The sequence below is a fragment of the Terribacillus sp. JSM ZJ617 genome (assembly GCF_044383785.1).
GTDB lineage: Bacteria > Bacillota > Bacilli > Bacillales > Amphibacillaceae > Terribacillus.
In genome coordinates this window covers 266,974-283,662 of the sequence record NZ_JBISEQ010000003.1, presented here as the reverse complement: position 1 = coordinate 283,662, position 16,689 = coordinate 266,974, and the positions used below count along the sequence as shown (strand labels likewise).

The 16,689-nt window shown below is 40.3% G+C and carries 16 protein-coding genes and 1 pseudogene; 6 read left to right on the top strand and 11 right to left on the bottom strand.

From position 1 onward, the window contains the following. The first annotated feature begins 105 nt into the window (after positions 1-105). Together ACH6C1_RS12965 and ACH6C1_RS12960 are read left to right on the top strand one after the other, a co-directional pair. Positions 106-270: a hypothetical protein gene (locus ACH6C1_RS12965; protein ID WP_374077631.1), complete on the top strand. Its 165-nt coding sequence runs from the start codon at positions 106-108 to the stop codon at positions 268-270. A 206-nt stretch (positions 271-476) separates the two neighbouring features. After that, positions 477-1,478 carry an aldo/keto reductase gene (locus ACH6C1_RS12960; protein WP_374077830.1) on the top strand — a complete coding sequence of 334 codons (1,002 nt, stop codon included), beginning with the start codon at positions 477-479 and terminating at the stop codon, positions 1,476-1,478. 156 nt (positions 1,479-1,634) lie between these two features. On the opposite strand, the gene ACH6C1_RS12955 is transcribed toward ACH6C1_RS12960, so the two are convergent. Both ACH6C1_RS12955 and ACH6C1_RS12950 read right to left on the bottom strand, forming a co-directional pair. After that, positions 1,635-2,948, bottom strand: a complete 1,314-nt coding sequence (locus ACH6C1_RS12955) for a CitMHS family transporter (protein ID WP_483887689.1) — start codon at positions 2,946-2,948, stop codon at positions 1,635-1,637. A gap of 115 nt (positions 2,949-3,063) precedes the next feature. Beyond that, positions 3,064-3,933: a LysR family transcriptional regulator gene (locus tag ACH6C1_RS12950; RefSeq protein WP_374077627.1), complete on the bottom strand. Its 870-nt coding sequence runs from the start codon at positions 3,931-3,933 to the stop codon at positions 3,064-3,066. 137 nt (positions 3,934-4,070) lie between these two features. Between ACH6C1_RS12950 and ACH6C1_RS12945 the strand changes: the two genes are divergently transcribed. Then, on the top strand, positions 4,071-5,201 hold the full coding sequence (locus tag ACH6C1_RS12945) for a 2-methylaconitate cis-trans isomerase PrpF family protein (protein WP_374077625.1): 1,131 nt from the start codon (positions 4,071-4,073) through the stop codon (positions 5,199-5,201). 115 nt (positions 5,202-5,316) lie between these two features. On the opposite strand, the gene ACH6C1_RS12940 is transcribed toward ACH6C1_RS12945, so the two are convergent. Next, positions 5,317-5,751, bottom strand: a complete 435-nt coding sequence (locus tag ACH6C1_RS12940; RefSeq protein WP_374077623.1) for an NUDIX hydrolase — start codon at positions 5,749-5,751, stop codon at positions 5,317-5,319. 161 nt (positions 5,752-5,912) lie between these two features. Here ACH6C1_RS12940 and ACH6C1_RS12935 point away from each other — a divergent pair, with 161 nt between their 5' ends. From ACH6C1_RS12935 to ACH6C1_RS12925, 3 genes and pseudogenes are all read left to right on the top strand, one after another. Next, complete coding sequence (locus ACH6C1_RS12935) at positions 5,913-6,593, top strand: HAD family hydrolase (RefSeq protein WP_374077622.1); 681 nt, start codon at positions 5,913-5,915, stop codon at positions 6,591-6,593. 57 nt (positions 6,594-6,650) lie between these two features. Beyond that, positions 6,651-6,931, top strand: a pseudogene (locus ACH6C1_RS12930) (HIT domain-containing protein). Beyond that, positions 6,898-7,224 carry a cupin gene (locus tag ACH6C1_RS12925; RefSeq protein WP_374077841.1) on the top strand — a complete coding sequence of 109 codons (327 nt, stop codon included), beginning with the start codon at positions 6,898-6,900 and terminating at the stop codon, positions 7,222-7,224. Before ACH6C1_RS12930 ends, ACH6C1_RS12925 begins: the two are co-directional and overlap by 34 nt. Positions 7,225-7,380: 156 nt before the next feature. On the opposite strand, the gene ACH6C1_RS12920 is transcribed toward ACH6C1_RS12925, so the two are convergent. From ACH6C1_RS12920 to ACH6C1_RS12885, 8 genes are all read right to left on the bottom strand, one after another. Then, on the bottom strand, positions 7,381-8,628 hold the full coding sequence (locus ACH6C1_RS12920) for a Zn-dependent hydrolase (RefSeq protein WP_374077620.1): 1,248 nt from the start codon (positions 8,626-8,628) through the stop codon (positions 7,381-7,383). A gap of 101 nt (positions 8,629-8,729) precedes the next feature. Beyond that, entirely contained in the window at positions 8,730-9,233 is a 504-nt protein-coding gene (locus tag ACH6C1_RS12915; protein WP_374077828.1) for a DUF402 domain-containing protein, read from the bottom strand. A 506-nt stretch (positions 9,234-9,739) separates the two neighbouring features. Next, the gene (locus tag ACH6C1_RS12910; protein WP_374077618.1) at positions 9,740-10,573 is read right to left on the bottom strand and encodes a glycerophosphodiester phosphodiesterase family protein; all 834 of its coding nucleotides are present in this window, start codon (positions 10,571-10,573) and stop codon (positions 9,740-9,742) included. Between the two features lie 137 nt (positions 10,574-10,710). Further along, positions 10,711-11,733 carry an NADH:flavin oxidoreductase/NADH oxidase gene (locus ACH6C1_RS12905; protein WP_374077616.1) on the bottom strand — a complete coding sequence of 341 codons (1,023 nt, stop codon included), beginning with the start codon at positions 11,731-11,733 and terminating at the stop codon, positions 10,711-10,713. 127 nt (positions 11,734-11,860) lie between these two features. Then, the gene (locus ACH6C1_RS12900) at positions 11,861-12,283 is read right to left on the bottom strand and encodes a MarR family winged helix-turn-helix transcriptional regulator (protein WP_374077614.1); all 423 of its coding nucleotides are present in this window, start codon (positions 12,281-12,283) and stop codon (positions 11,861-11,863) included. A gap of 135 nt (positions 12,284-12,418) precedes the next feature. Next, positions 12,419-14,602, bottom strand: a complete 2,184-nt coding sequence (locus ACH6C1_RS12895) for an MMPL family transporter (protein WP_374077612.1) — start codon at positions 14,600-14,602, stop codon at positions 12,419-12,421. Positions 14,603-14,707: 105 nt separating this feature from the next. Beyond that, the gene (locus ACH6C1_RS12890) at positions 14,708-15,361 is read right to left on the bottom strand and encodes a response regulator (RefSeq protein ID WP_374077610.1); all 654 of its coding nucleotides are present in this window, start codon (positions 15,359-15,361) and stop codon (positions 14,708-14,710) included. Next, entirely contained in the window at positions 15,362-16,330 is a 969-nt protein-coding gene (locus ACH6C1_RS12885) for a sensor histidine kinase (protein WP_374077608.1), read from the bottom strand. Positions 16,331-16,689 lie beyond the last annotated feature (359 nt).

The window sequence follows — 16,689 nt, the reverse complement described above, 5'->3', positions numbered from 1 at the left end:
TATTTGTCAAGGTGCGTTCAATGGACTGTAATAAAAATCACAAGTTTTGTCAGTACATTATGATAAGATGAAGATAACCTAATTTTTCCAAAGGAGAGATGACTTTTGGCACTGCGGGAACGACGGAGACAACGAAAAAGGGAAGCTGATCCGAATCACAAATGGGATATTCTGGATATTCTGCTTTGGCTACCTGAACTTCTGTTTTTACCTCTTCGCTTACTCGCTTGGATCGGTCGCGGCATTCTGCGTTTATTTCAAATGCCTTAAAAGGAGAACCTGAATGGGGAATACAATTACGCTTTTAATTATTATTTTAGCAGTTGGCAGTACACTCTACTTCGGTATCCGCTCATTAATGCGGCGTTTAGGAAGTAAGTAAATGCCTTTTCTCATGTGTTTTGTTTTCCACCAGACGGGAACACAATCCCCAAAAGCACATGCACATGAGGAAAGGATGAAGCAGCTTGAAGAAAGTGAGACTTGGAAAAAGTGATTTGGAAGTAACACAAATTGCTTTAGGAACATGGGCCATGGGTGGCTATATGTGGCAGCATGAGCCAGATGAGGTCAGTGCCAAACGTACTGTCCATGCCGCACTTGACCAGGGCATCAACTTTATCGATACCGCACCTGATTATGGACTCGGGAAGTCAGAGGAATTCATCGGCAAAGCATTGCAGGAATCCAGTATCCCGCGTGACAAACTAATCCTAGCCGGAAAACCCGGCGTCAGTTGGACAGAGGATACACAATTGTTCCGGGATATGCGCCCGGACAATGTGGAAAAGGAACTTGATTTAACGTTAAAGCGTTTAGGAACGGATTATCTGGATCTTTATCAAGTGCACTGGCCAGACCATGAAATTCCTATGGAAGAGCTCGCTGGCGTGATGCACAACCTATACAAAAAGGGTAAGATTCGAGCTATCGGAGTCAGTAATTTCACGCCACAGGAAATGGAAGCTTTTCAGCGAGAAGCACCACTACATGTCACACAAAATCAGTTTAACATGCTGCAGCGCGGTTTATGGGAATGGTTTCATTACGCTAAACGACATGATATTGGCGGCTTGGCCTGGGGACCAATGGCACATGGCTTGCTTGCAGGGGCACTGACGAAATCGACTACATTCTCAGAGAAGGATTTCCGCTCTTCTCACCCACTATTCGAAAGCGGCAGATTCGAAGCAATCCTTGATGGGGTCGAGCAATTGAAGAACTTCGCAGCCAACCGCGATAAGACAATCGCTCAATTAGCGATGCGCTGGGTACTGGAACAAGACGGAGTGGATGTAGCCATTTGGGGTGCTTATTCGCCAGATCAGCTGGATGAAGTGACAGGTGTTGAAGACTTGTCTCTCAGCAAGGAAAACCTGCTTGCCATCGACCAGATCCTGAAGCTGCATATCGATGACTGGAGCAGCAACTATCTGGATACCTATGCACCAGCAGAAAGATCGAAAGTTAACGCATAAAAAAAGAAGCACCAGCCCTTTGGCTGGTGCTTCTTTCATTTAGGAGGAAGTCCACTGTCCTCCATTGATATGGATCGTCTGTCCTGTCATATAAGAACTTTCATTAAAGCCAGTACTTGCTCCACTTTTCAGTGATGACCAAACAGAAATTTGAAATCATCGGAATGTAATGGCACCTGTTACTATCGCTACGAGAATAATGAATAATGAAGTCAACACAGCCCATTTAACTGCATATCGCTGAAATGCACCAAGATCGATTTTCAACATACTGACAAGCAATATCGTAGAAGCTACAAGCGGGCTCATTAGATGTACCGGCTGCCCTAAAATGGAAGCCCTGGCGATTTCAATAGGATCAACACCGTAGGCTGATGCAGCTTCAGCGAATATAGGTACCATTCCGAAGTAATACGCATCATTTGAAAGCACAAAGGTCAATGGAAGACTTGTGATGGCTACAACTACCGGGAAAAGTTCACCCATGGACGGCGGAACGAATGCGACAATCGAACCTGCAATTGCATTGACCATTTCTGTTCCGGACAATATGCCAGCGAAAACACCTGCAGCAAAGACAAGCAAAACAACTGTGATTGCATTGCTTGCATGTTCCGCAATACGCTCTTTTTGTATTTGAATATTAGGGTAATTGATAGATAAAGCCAACACAAAACCTATGAGGAAGAGTACTGCCGGATGCATAATTCCCATTACTAGCAATACCAAGATAGCTATGACAAGGAATAAATTTATCCAGCGAAGCTTTGGCCGCTTCAGTAAGTCCCCTTCCAAAGCTGCAGCCATATAAGGTTCTGACTCATAGTTACCGGATTTTATTTCCGTCACTCCTATACGTTTCCGTTCCTTAAGACCGAGCATAAAAGCAGTAAAGACGACGAAAATCATACCTCCAAGCATAGTGGGCAGAAGCGGGACAAAGAATTCCGAAGGATCGAGCCCTAGTACCGCGATTGCTCTGGTTGCAGGACCTCCCCAAGGAGTCATACCACTGATGATACTCAAGGCCAGCATTGCGACTGTTGCCATAACAAGCGGATTCATACCAATCCGTTTATACAAAGGAAGCATTGCAGAAACCGTGATCATGTAAGTAGTGGTTCCATCACCGTCCAATGCAATCAGCATTGCCAGTACAGCTGAGCCAATCGCAATTTTTACAGGATCACCCTTTACTAGTACTAGTATTTTCTTGATTAGAGGATCGAATAGACCGGCATCAATGAGGATTCCGAAAAACAAGATAGCGAATAATAACAAGGCTGCAGAACTCGCAACAGTTTGCAGTCCATCCAAGATCATATCTCCAAGGCTTCCTCCAAATCCTCCAATTAAAGCAAAGAAAATCGGTGTCAACGTCAAAGCAACAATGGGAGAAAGCTTTTTGGACATAATCAGAACAGTAAATACAATCATCATAGAAAAACCTAATATCGTCAGCATGGTCATTCCCCTCTCTTTGAATACGCTTTCATTTACTTGTGTAAGAAGCATTTGACTTAGCATATTACATAGTGGGAGATAAGTTAAATATAAGTATTTTTGCAGAACTCATAAGTATTTTTTATATTGTTACATGCTGTTCCTGTTTCAAAAAGCCGATGAATGCTTTCACCACTTGCAGATCAAGTGATTTCGGGTCATACATCAACCATGTTTCACGAAGCAAAGGCTCTTCCTTTTCATTCGTCAGACCAATACGGTAAAGCTGATCGGATTCACGCAGGCATATTTCAGGCACGATCGAATAACCCAAGCCATGTTTCACCATCTCTTTGCATGTTTCCTGCCGATCCACCTCCATTGCCGTGAGCGGTGCGTGCTGCAGGTGCTCATGTATCCACCCATCTATGATTGTTTTCAATGAGGTATCTGTATTGTATTTAATAAATGGAAGTAATGGCAGCTGACCTATGCTGATTTGCTGTTTTGAAATGATATACAATTGTTCCCTCGTCAGTATCTCCTTCACTCCTTGCCAGCGGTGATTTCCACGCAAAATGCCTAAGTGTACATCCCCTTCATCCAATAACTTCATGACCCTCGTACTCCAGCCAGTCTGTACATTGTATTGGACATTCGGATAAATGGAAGAGAACTTTGTCAGCAAGCCCGGCAGTTTATATTGAGCGAAATTACTGGACACCGCTAAACGCAGCGTACCTTGAACATCCTTCCCTAGATTAGCTATCGCATCCTTGGTTTCCTTCAGCTTTCGAAGCATCTCGACAGCATAATCTGTAAGGTACTCCCCTTCTACAGTCAGGGTGATTCCCCTGTTCCGCTTTGTAAACAGCTTTACGTTAAAACTCTCCTCAATCTTTTGAATGCGGTATGTCAAAGAAGGCTGAGATGTGAATAATCTCTCAGCAGCTTTTGTGACACTTTTTTCTTCACCTAATAGCTTTAATAATAGCCAATCCTTTTCATCCATTGCTCACCCTCCTAGGTAATTACTCATAGTTATAAAATTATTTTTAATTAAGTCAAAAATAATTGTATTTTATTTTATCAATGTTCGGAACTATGCTGTCAGTATAAACTACTTCATCCTAAAAAGGACGTGAGCAGATGGAAAAAATCCGTATTGTCTACATGCGCGGCGGCACAAGTAAAGCTGTTTTTCTTCATGAAACAGATATGCCTGCAGAAAAGGAAGATTGGGCGCCTTTCCTTCTTGATTTAATGGGAAGTCCTGATAAACGGCAAATCGATGGATTGGGAGGCGCCAATTCCTTAACGAGCAAAGCTGCCATCATCCGAAAAGCTGAGAACGATAAAGACTTTGATGTCTACTATACTTTTGCACAAGTGAGTATTACAGATGAAACAGTTGATATGAAAGGAAACTGCGGCAATATTTCTTCTGCCGTTGGTCCATTTGCAATTCAGGAAGGGCTTGTCCCTGTCACAGAACCGATTACGTCTGTAAGGATCTGGAATACGAATACCCAAAAATTGATCATTGCCGAAGTAGCTGTTAAGGATGGTGATGTACAAACCACAGGTTCGACAGCCATACCTGGAGTACCTGGTTATGGGTCGGAGATTGCTTTGACATTTTGCCATGCAGAAGGATCCGTGACTGGCGAGTTGTTACCTACCGGAAATGTTACCGACGTACTTGAAACGAGCTTTGGCAGTGTTAGATGTTCTATCGTTGATGCTGCCAATCCTTTAGTTTTTGTAGAAGCTGCTGACCTAGGCTTACAAGAGACCATTCTGCCAGCTGCATTCGCTGAAGCAGACCTGCAGCGATGCGAGGAATTACGTGCTGCTGCAGCTGAACTTTGCGGATTTTCCACTAGAGAAAATGCGACTAAGCTTTCTCCGGCAGTTCCAAAACTCACATTGATCGGAGAAGCACAAGCATTTACTGATATGAACGAAAATATGTACTCGACTGAGGATATGGATATCCATGTGCGCATGCTATCGATGCAAAGACCTCATGAAGCACTTGCAATAACTGGTGCAATCTGCACAACTGCTGCATGTGCTATTCCTGGAACTTTGCCGCATAAGCTTGCTCGAAAAACAGCAGGAAACTTACGTATTGCCCATCCTTCAGGCATTACTGAAACAGCATACAGCAGCTTGTCAGAAATAAAAGTAATACGTACAGCCAGAAGAATTCTCGAAGGCACTGCATATGTAAAGAAGAACTATAATTTAAAGGAAGTATTTGCTGCAGAGAATTAAAAGCTGTCGATAGTGACAGCTTTTTAATTTATCTTGATCAAACTTAAAATTTAGTAAAGTTACCTTCTTTGAATGCGACTAATAATGTTAGTTCGATTCCAGATATCCTCTATACTCAGACTTCTCTCACCAAGGTGAGCTTGTCAGCAGCTAGTGTAATATTCTCTTTTAAGTAGGAAGGCGCATTTTTATGTATCAGTATTTCCTCTGTTGTCATCCACATTAATTTTCCTACTTCTTCCGCGCTCTTTGCATAAGGTTCACCAGCTATATCCTGGCAAAGAAAAACGATATCGATAACATGCGTACCCTTATCCGTTACAAATGAAGAGCTGTTCACATAAGTCAAGTCCTCCACTTCGATACCTACCTCTTCAAAAATCTCCCGCTTCAGTGTCCTTTCCAAAATATCAGAAGATACGCCTTCCAAGTCACATTTACCACCAACCATGGAAAGGCATCCTGCTGCATGCTCTTCTTTTTCACTTCTTGTGATTATCAGCCACTTACCGTTACGGTATATGGCACCTTCTACATTAACTACAAACATTGAGAATCCCCCTTTCCATTAGTAAAAATATAAATCATAGATATCTTGAATTATCCAGCAAATAAAACATGAAAATCCCCAGTTCTTTGCACCCTCTGAACTTCCTCAATGATACAATTATAGTATGCTATTCCAATAACTAGAGCAAGGAGGAATAGAATATGACAAAGGCAGTAATATTTGATATGGACGGTACCCTTTTTCAAACTGATAAAATACTGGAATTAGCTCTTGATGAGACATTCTCTCACTTGCGTTCATTAAACTTATGGACTGCTGATACCCCTATTGATACATATCGTGAAATTATGGGAGTTCCGCTGCCTACAGTATGGGAAATCCTGCTTCCTGAACACTCAAACGAAATCAGACAGCAAGCGGATGCATATTTCTTAGAAAAGCTAGTGGTGAATATAAAGAGCGGAAAAGGTGCTTTGTATCCGAATGTGCCAGAAATTTTCCGTTTCTTGCGTGAAAATAACCTCAAAATCTTTATTGCTAGTAATGGGCTCACTGAATATCTTCAAGCTATTGTAACTTATTACAATCTGGAGAAATGGGTAACGGAAACATTCAGTATTGAACAAATCCATTCACTCAATAAAGGAGATTTAGTCAAAATAATAATTGATAAATATGAAATTAAGAGAGGTGCAGTTGTTGGTGACCGCATATCGGATATCCATGCAGCGAAAGATAATGGACTAGTTGCTATTGGATGTAATTTTGATTTTGCAAATGAGACAGAATTAGCTCAAGCTGATTATGTTATAAATGATTTGAGTGAACTCCAGCATGTAATAGCCAAATCTAACCTTTTTTCTAAACAAATTCATTATTAGGAGGTGCCTATGACTACTGATTTTTATTGCGAGGAAGTATTGAGCGGATAAACTCCAGTGAAGAAGGTAATAGAAACCGAAAACGTATTGGCCTATCACCATACAAAACCTTTTTTCCAATACATATTGTTGCAATACCAAAGAAACACATTCCTTCTTTGATAAGCTTAGAAGATAAGGATAATAGTTTACTTCTTGAACTGCTTGGCGCCATTAAAGAAGTTGCGGCTTTAGTTAACAAAGAACATGGAGCATGTAAAGTCATTACAAATATAGGAGACTATCAAGATTCTAAGCATCTGCATTGGCACATTGTAACTGGAAAACCTTTAAAATAGCTATTTACAAGGAGATGCTTCATGAAATATATAAGTTCACAAAAGAATCCGGTAAACTTATTACGCAATTTGATTCCAATTTTAAGATGACACGAATTGGGATGTTGGAAAAGACTGCACATATCGGATATATATATTTAGAGAAAAACGGTATCATCGGAAATCACCAGGCTGTTACTCCTCAGCTTTTACTCATCATAAGTGGAGAAGGTTTTGAGAAGGGAAACGATAATACTTTCAATGAAGTTAGTACAGGAGATGCAGTATTTTGGGATAAGGGAGAATGGCATTAGACAAAAAGCGCTGATGGGATGATCGCTCTTGTCATTGAAAGTGAAGATCTTTCTTCTTCCCTTCTATCTCAATTAACGTAGGAACCCACATGGGTTCCTATTCAACTACATGAGGAGAACTTTAAATAAGCTGTGCTCCCGACCATCTACAGAATTTCACTTCTGTTTACTTCTTGTGTATCCCGCCCATTCAATAATTGCAGCTTCTAATAAATCAGCGCCTATACCAATCTGCTCCATTTCTGTGTATTCATCAGGATGATGGCTTAAACCATTTTTGGAAGGTACAAATAGTAATCCAGTTGGACAAAGCATTGCCATATTCATTGCATCATGTCCTGCTCCACTTGCCAAATGCGTATACGTATATCCTTTTTGCTCACAATTAAGAGACAGGGAATCTATTACTTCTTTATCAAGATTGATAGGATGCTCATCACTCAACACACGGTGCTCAATACTAACATTACGCTTTTTCTCTACTTGTTTTACCGCAGTAAATAGGCTTTCAATTACTCTATTCTTTGAATCAGCAGATGTTCCCCTTATATCAATTTTCATCATAGCCAGATCTGGTATCACATTGATTGATCCTGGTTTAACTTCACATGCACCCACTGTTGCCACCGTACCGTTACCAGCTTCCCTTTTTGCAGCCTGCTCCAGCAGCAAGGCTATTTCCGCTGCACTCAAGAAGGCATCCCTTCGATAATCCATTGGTGTCGTTCCTGAGTGAGATGCTTGCCCTTTAATTTTTACTTCAAATCGTGTTGGAGCAGCAATTCCTGTAACTATACCAATCTGTTTTTGTTGTCTTTCTAAAACAGGACCTTGCTCAATGTGCATTTCTAGAAATACTTTAAACTCCTCTTTCTGACGGGTACTCTTATCTATCTCATTAAAGTTAAGGGAACATTCAGAAAATATATCACGAAGAAATTTCCCTTCGCTGTCACTGAGCTCAGATAAAGATTCCAATTCTAATATTCCTGCCATTGGCTTGCTGCCTATTGTGGAAATACCGAATCTTGAGGATTCTTCACATGCAAAAGCAATGATCTCAATCGGGTGTTCTGTTTCAACCCCTTTATCATTTAAGCTTCGAATAACCTCGAGGGCTGCTATAACGCCTAATGTTCCATCGTAATTTCCACCATGGATCACTGTATCTAGATGGGAACCGCATGCTACGACAGGAAGATCAGGGTTACTGCCTTCCCTGCGTGCTATCACATTTCCACAAGTATCAATCCGAACATCCATACCTTCTTTTCTGCAAAGGTTGCTAAAATGTTCAGCCGCTTGTCGCTCCTCTTTAGAATAAGCTATGCGCGTTACTCCATCTTTCGAACGACCGAATTGATTCATTTCATATAATGTCTTCTCTAAGCGTTTTAAATCCATAGCTTACCTCCAGCATCTAATTCTGTATAATGTTACCTTAACTTATTTCTACGTTTCTCCTTGATTATGCACCTCCGAGCTTATAAGACTAATTATAGTCATTAACCCATGCTATATTTTCTTACCAACTCCAAATCATTCTCATCAAAAGGGAACAAATTATCACTTATTTTATTCTGTAATAAATACAATGACCTTAAAGCATATTCCTTTAACTCAGCGGGATAACCATACTTTACACTGTTAACCTCAAATTCATCTTCATCTACAACCATCCAGTCTTCATTTCTTCTTTTCACTACATCCAAATCCAAATCAACAAATCTAAGCTGATTGTCATTAAGCACGGAAGGCATTGCAATATTGCAGTAATACGAAAGTATTTTACCTTCTTCAATCTCCATGGCAACTGTGTAGCCTTCTTTAAAGAAGAAGTACTCCAACGAAGTGGCATCTATTGTAAAGGTTGTATTTTTCGTATGGTGTTTCAACTCTCTGCCGCTTTCACAAAGAACCATCGCATACTCCGGCGTTTTTCTCAATAAACGACCTTTCCATTCATAGTGCGGAATATCGGGATATTTCATTGATTTCATATGTATCACTTTATTCAAGGTTACTTTCCCCCAGGCTACGTTATGGATTCCTAATGATGATGTTACCTTCTATAAGATTCTACCTGCTCAACAAATCAGGCAACCTCTCAGTATAGAATAATAATAGACTTACAATAATCGTAATATTTGATAAAATCAGTCTATCATAGTTTTAATTGAAATAGGAAAAGGTCATTAACTTATAGAAATTCATCAAAAATAAGAAAAACGAGGTCAACACTTATGGAATTCTCTATTAGACGACGAACAAATGAGGAAATCAATGAATTCATTACATGGACTTACGAAGGTATTTACTCCTGCTCTTTAATTATGACCATCTCGGATTAGCAGTAGCAGAATTTAATAAACAAGCTATACGAGAAAGAGTGCTTGTAATGATTAGAGGAAATTCTTATAACTTTATCATTTTGGCTAAAGATTGGAACTGATGAAGTAACTCATTAAGATTTCCTTTTTAGATTATGTTTCTGTTATATAAAAAAGCAGGCTCATTAGTTTAATGAGCCCACTTCTGATATTGCGTAATCTGGATTATTTGTAAATACACCGTCGACTTTCAAATCTAACATTTTATCAGTCAATTTTTTCTCATCGTCATAGTAATAAACATGGAGCTGAAGATTATAATCATGTATCTGCCTAACCAACTCAGCATCCACACTACCCGCATAAATCCCTACACCTATTGCATAATTTTTAATATGCTGCATGGTAGCACCATCAAGTTCTTGAACCTCTGCTTTACGCAATAATCTAACAAAAGGAATATCGTTGTTAAGTTCGTGGATCTTCTTCATGCTTTCTTCTGAAAATGACTCGATGATAACTCTTTTCTTTTTAATAAGATCCTTGCTATTGAGGATAGAGACCAACTGCTCCTCCATTCCTATATTCCCTTCGCTATCTGTTCTCGTTTCTATATAATAATGGACAGAATCACCGTAATGTTCTACAATCTCCTGAAGTGTTAGGATCTCCTGCTTTTTATCGACATGAAGGTGCTTCAGCTCTTCTAATGTTAGATTCTCAACCCTTCCAGAACCATCTGTTATGCGATCCACGTCCTCATCATGGATTGCTACTAGCTCCCCATCTTCCGTCTGGCGCAAGTCGATTTCAATATAATCCGCTCCGTCTTCCTCCGCTCGGTCATAAGATAAAAAAGTATGCTCAGGCTCCAGTTCCGAAGCCCCTCTGTGTGCGATGATTAATGGTTTATATGTAGGTATACTATTATTCTCTCCTTCTTGTTTAACAGCAGGTGTACATGAGGAAAGAATAAATAAAATGGATAAAAATAAGTAAAAAATAGATGATTTATTCATAACTTTACTAAACTACCATAACAAGTAAAATATTACAATATATCATTTCCTGTTCTTAAAGATTATTTATTAGCTCATTACACGTATTAAAATTCATTAAAATAAGCCCCTAAATATAGGAGGCTTATTTTATTAAATCAGAATCCAGCTTCATACTGTTTCGGTACAATATTCTCTTTTCTCAACTGCTTAGCAGCTTCCAATGTCCAATAAGGATTTCTTAGCATGCCTCTTCCAACTTGTACAAGATCTGCTTCTTCATTTCCAATAACAGCATTAGCTAGGATTGGATCATCCAGTCTGCCAACAGCCATAACTGGAACTTGCAGTGCTTCTTTGATTTGACGTGCTAATGGTACTTGGTAAGCAGCATGTGTGCCTGGTCTGCCCCAAGCAGCAATCTGACCTTCACCACCGGAAGAAACGTCAAATACATCTGCACCCGCATCTTTGTATGCTTTGGAGAATTCGATACTTTCCTCGATGCCATAGCCGCCTTCCACATATTCTCTTGCGGAAATTCGCATAATCAAAGGCATATCAGCTGGCATTTCTGCTTTAGCTGCTTCTATAACTTCACGACCGAATTTAGTCAAATCCTGTCCATATTCATCATCACGCTTATTCGTTAATGGAGAATGGAATTGGTGAATAAGGTAACCGTGTGCCCCATGAATCTCGATTGCATCGAACCCAGCCTGTACCGCACGTCTTACAGCTAAGCGGAATTTCTCTACCATACCTTTTACTTCTTCTGTTGTAAGGGCTCTAGGTGTTTTGGAATTCTCGTCAAACGGAATAGCGGATGGTGCCACTGGTTCAGGCGCATCTTCTGCTTTGCGTCCGGCATGAGCAATCTGGATACCGATTTTTGCTCCATGGCTATGTACTGCCTCTACAATCTTTGCAAGAGCGGGTACTTGTTCATCAGACCATAAACCTAAATCATAATCCGTGATTCTTCCATCCGGCTCTACATCCGTCATTTCGACGATGATGAATCCTGCACCGCCAACCGCTCTGCTGACATAGTGCATGTAATGCCAGTCATTCGCTATTCCATCTTTCTTTTCTACAGAATACTGGCACATCGGCGGCATAACAACTCTGTTTTTCAGCTCTAGATTCTTTATTTTGTAAGTACTGAATAAATTTTGCACGTTTAAGACTCCTTAGCAAATAAAATATATGCATAACGCATGCATTTAATTTATCGGTTTTAGTATATTCTGTCAAACGAAAGGCATAACAAAAAAGCACCCTTTCAGGTACTTTGATTGTTTACGTCTATAATTTCTGCAATAATTGCTCTAATATGTGTGCAGAATCCACTTGAGCAAAATTTATGCTTATTACCTCTTGAAACGTTTTGAGACCACGCTGCAGTTTATTCTCCCCTAATTCCGTCATCTGCGTATATGTACCTCTGCGGTCATCCGTACACACATGTTTTTGCAATGCACCGCAGCTATCGGCTTCCATATTCCCGACCAGCCTGGACAGAGCACTTTGGCTCAACCCGATTAATTCCTGCAGTTGCTGCAAACGAAGCTTTTTTTCTGGAGCCTTGGATAGATAGTACAATACATAAAACTCTCTAATTGATAAACTGTATTCTTTTTGAAGAACTGTTTCCAATTCCTTCTTTATTTTCATTTGTAAATTATCCAGAGCCAGCCAGTCATCCATGAATTCATGGGGTGTATTCATACGATATTCCACCTATTCTAATCTCGAATGCTATACATGTTACTATACTGGAATTGAAGGGGCAGCTCAAATTTATTTTATAAGAAAACAGACCATGTAAATCTACGTGATCTGTTTAGCAAAATATTACTTGATTCATTCAGATTCCTTTTTATTTTGTTCACTTAGTTTTTCAGACAACTTATGTCCTTCGATATCTACATCAGGAATTATCTTATCCAGCCATTTAGGCAGGTACCAAGCAGCATGTCCCATCAGCTTCATTATTGCTGGAATAAGTGCCAAGCGAACGATGAAGGCATCGAACAACACACCAAATGTCAGAGCTAGTCCCATTGACTTGATCATCGTATCTCCCGCAAAGATAAATCCAGCAAATACAAAGATCATAATCAAACCTGCAGCTGTTACGACAGGACCACTATACTTCAGACCGGCTAAAATAGATCTGACCGGATCCTTGGTGATTGTATATTCTTCGTGCATGCGACTAACAAGGAATACTTGATAATCCATTGCTAATCCAAACAGAATACCGATAACCAAGATTGGCAGGAATGCCAGGATTGGCCCTTCTTCCGGAATACCAAGCAGGCTATTCAAATATCCATCCTGCAAAATGAATACGGAAAAACCTAATGTCGCAGTCATAGTGAGAAGGAATCCCGCTACTGCGGTTAGCGGTACTAATAAGGAACGGAATACGATCATTAGCAAAATAAATGCAAATCCTACAATGATCACAGCAAAAATAGGTATTGCATCATTCAACTTTTCAGCAATATCGATATTGATTGCAGTCAGACCAGTAACTCGTAACTCGATATCCTCTCCACCATCATTCAAAGAAAGCTTCCTTATATCGTGAACTAGGTCCGCTGTGGCACTATCATTTGGACCTGTTTCCGGTAATACATTAACGATTGCATACTTTCCGCTATCGTTAGGCATGGCTGGAGTTACTTGGCTTACATTATCCAATTTACCAATCTCTTCTGTTGCTCTTTGGAACTGTACTGTCTGGTCACCGCTTGTTTCGGAAGCGTCAACCAAAACAGCTAAAGGTCCGTTAAAACCTTCACCGAATCCATCTGCCAATAAATCGTACGCTTGCCGTGCCTCATCATCTTTTGCTTTCATTCCATCATCAGGTAAGCCCAACCGCATATCGGTAGCCGGGATGCTGATTATTATCAAAATCACGATGCTGAGAATCGCAACTATTAGAGGCTGCTTTGTAACGAATCGTCCCCAGGCGTTCGAGTCAGTTTGTCCTTTTTGAATTTTAGCTGATTTACTTAACAGACGATTCTTCTTCTCTATTTTTCTGCCTACGAAAGCCAATACAGCGGGACCAGCAGTAATGGACACTAGTACTGCGAAAAGAACACTTATTGCAGCTGTAATCCCCATTGCTGCAAGGAACGGAATACCTACTACAGTCAATCCGCATAAGGCAACAATTACTGTCAGACCTGCGAATATTACTGCTCCCCCTGCCGTTCCGTTAGCCCTTGCGATGGATTCGTTAACCTCGATACCTTCCCTTACCTGCTGCCTATGTTTAGAGAAGATGAACAGCGCATAATCTATTCCAACAGCTAAGCCGATCATAACGGAGAGAGACAAACTGAATGATGTAATGTCGAACATACTTGCGCCAATCAGCGTTACGCCAATGCTGGCAACCAAACCAAGTAATGCGTTCAATATCGGTAATCCAGCTATGACAAACGATGCAAAGGTGATGCTCAATACAATGAAGGCCATTACGATACCAATCACCTCGGAGATACCTCCGATTTCTACTTCAGACGGTATGATATCGCCTTTCATTGCAACTTGTATTCCTTCGTTTTCAGCAATTTCAATACTTTTTTCAGCATGTTCCAACGAAGATTCCGGAACATCGGCAGCAGCTTCTTTATATGTGATATCAGCATAAGCAACACTTCCATCTGCACTTACAGTCTGTGCTTCAAATGGATTTGCTGCAGATGCTACTTCGTCATCTTCCATTATCTTATCAAGCACGTCGCTGATTGTTTGCTGTGAAGGTTCAGATGTTAAACTCTCGTTACCCTCTGCACCAAACACAATCCTTAGCGACCCAGCATCCGATCCACTTGGAAATTCATCCTGCAATAAAGCATTTGCTTCCTCGGACGGTGTTCCCGGTATACTCATATCACCCGAAAAAGACGGCTTTAATAGAAAAGCAGAAATAAAGATGATCGCAATGAAGGCAACCCATCCTGCAAGAACAGACTTTTTATGGAATGCACTCCATTTTCCTAATCTATATAACAATGTTGACATAAAAATCTCCCTTCTCATTTTAGAACCTGAATATCTTACTCCATTCATATTAGGGGGAGCGCAAATAAAAAAAACGTACGTTTGGGCAGTACGTTTTTATAGAACCTATAATTTATTATAGTTAAGGTGAATCAAACCTGATTCAATGGCTACAGCAACCGCTTCCGTTCGGGAATCCACACCCAATTTATTAAAGATAGCTGTTAGCCTTGATTTTACTGTCCTTTCCGAAACACCCATATCAAAAGCAATATCCTTGCTCGTCGTCCCTCTGGCAACCGCTTGAAGAATGATGATTTCCATTCGGGAAAGCTGGACTTTTTCTTTAATATGTTGCCTTTTTTCCTGATAATCCCGGATTCTCTTCATCATATCCTCTCCTATCAGGGTCTCCCCATTCATAGCAGCATCCATAGAATGAAACAAAGATTGGAGACTGGTATCTTTCAGGAGATAACCTTTTGCACCTAAAGCAAATCCTTCTGCCAGCAATTGGTCTTCATTATAAGTTGTGAGAATGATAATAGGCACCTTAGGATGCGTAACAGATAGCTTACGAATTGCTTCCATGCCGCTCATGACAGGCATGTACAAATCCATCAATATTATATCGGGTTCTAGATCATTTACAAGCTGGATTGCTTCTGCCCCATGTCCGGCTTCGCCTATGGTTTTATAATTTTCATTTGTTTCTATAAGCAATTTCAGACCTTCTCTTACGACTACATGGTCATCTGCGATAAGCACTTTATACGTCATTTAATCCTCTCCATTCTCCGGAATACTGACTGTCACTGTTGTACCTTCTCCCAATGTGCTGCTAATGTGGATCTCTCCGCCTAAAATCCTTACACGTTCCTTCATACCAATTAAGCCGTAATGCCCTTGCTTGTTTGAGATTTCTTCTGCATCAAAGCCAACACCATTATCCTCCACTTCTAAACGGATACGATTATCCAAAGTGCCTGTAATAGAGACAGAAGCTTCGCTTGCCTTGCTATGACGTGCGATATTCAACAGACATTCACTAACGATTTTGGAAAGATGCTCAGTAATTTTCGGCGATAGAGATTGCACGACTGCATAATTTAAACTGCATGGTATGCTTGTTGCAGTTGTAAACTGCTGTGTATTTTCGCGCAGGATGTACTCTAATTCGATATTTTCTTCGTGTAAACGTAAGTCATCAATGACAATCCGGGAATCTGCCAATACGGAGCTGGCACCTTTCATAGCAAGCTGCGCTATTTGCTGCGCACGCTCTTGATTTCCATTAGAAAGGTGGACATTGATTGCCTCGAGCTGCATTTTTATACCAGCAATCCCTTGTGCCAGCGTATCATGCAAATCACGTGCCATCCGCTGCCGTTCACTATACAGCGTTAGATTCTCTACTTGGTGATGTGCCTCTTCCAGTTCCTGCAGTATTTGTTGTATTCTTATTCTTGCATTTACCTGTTTGAAGAAGATTGCAGCATAGGCAACAATTATTAAAGTAGCAGGGATAACGATAACAAAATAGGTAAACAAACTTTCTTTTGGGATAATAATGACTGAAGCAATAATAGATAGACCAGCTAAAATGACAAAGAAAGCGAGCCTGTTTCTACCGACCATCCCAACTAGCTGACCTAGGAGTAAGGGAAACAATGCAATAATTGTTACCGAAACGTTGTACATTAAAAAGGCACTTCCATATACAATTAATCCTTGGACAACAAAATACATCCAAGCTCTTCTCGGCAGGAACCTGTTTGAAAACCAATATAACGTACTAAACATAATGATCAGCAAACTAAATGAAGTGCAATGCAAAACAGAACTTCCTGATACAATTTGTATAATTAAAGAAGCAGTAAAAGTAACAAAGATCCAAATTAATCCTGGTATCCTTGCTGCGACCATATTATTGTTTTCTTGTTTTATATTGTTTTGAGTGTACACATGATTGTCCATTTTTTTCTCCTAAAGATATCCTTAAGAATAGTATGCACCATTCTAAGATGTTCTGTCTTTCCCGTTCGGGCATTTCACTCTAGAGTTTTCTACTTTTACTTTCGTGTACTTGCACTTAAGTAAGTCTGCTA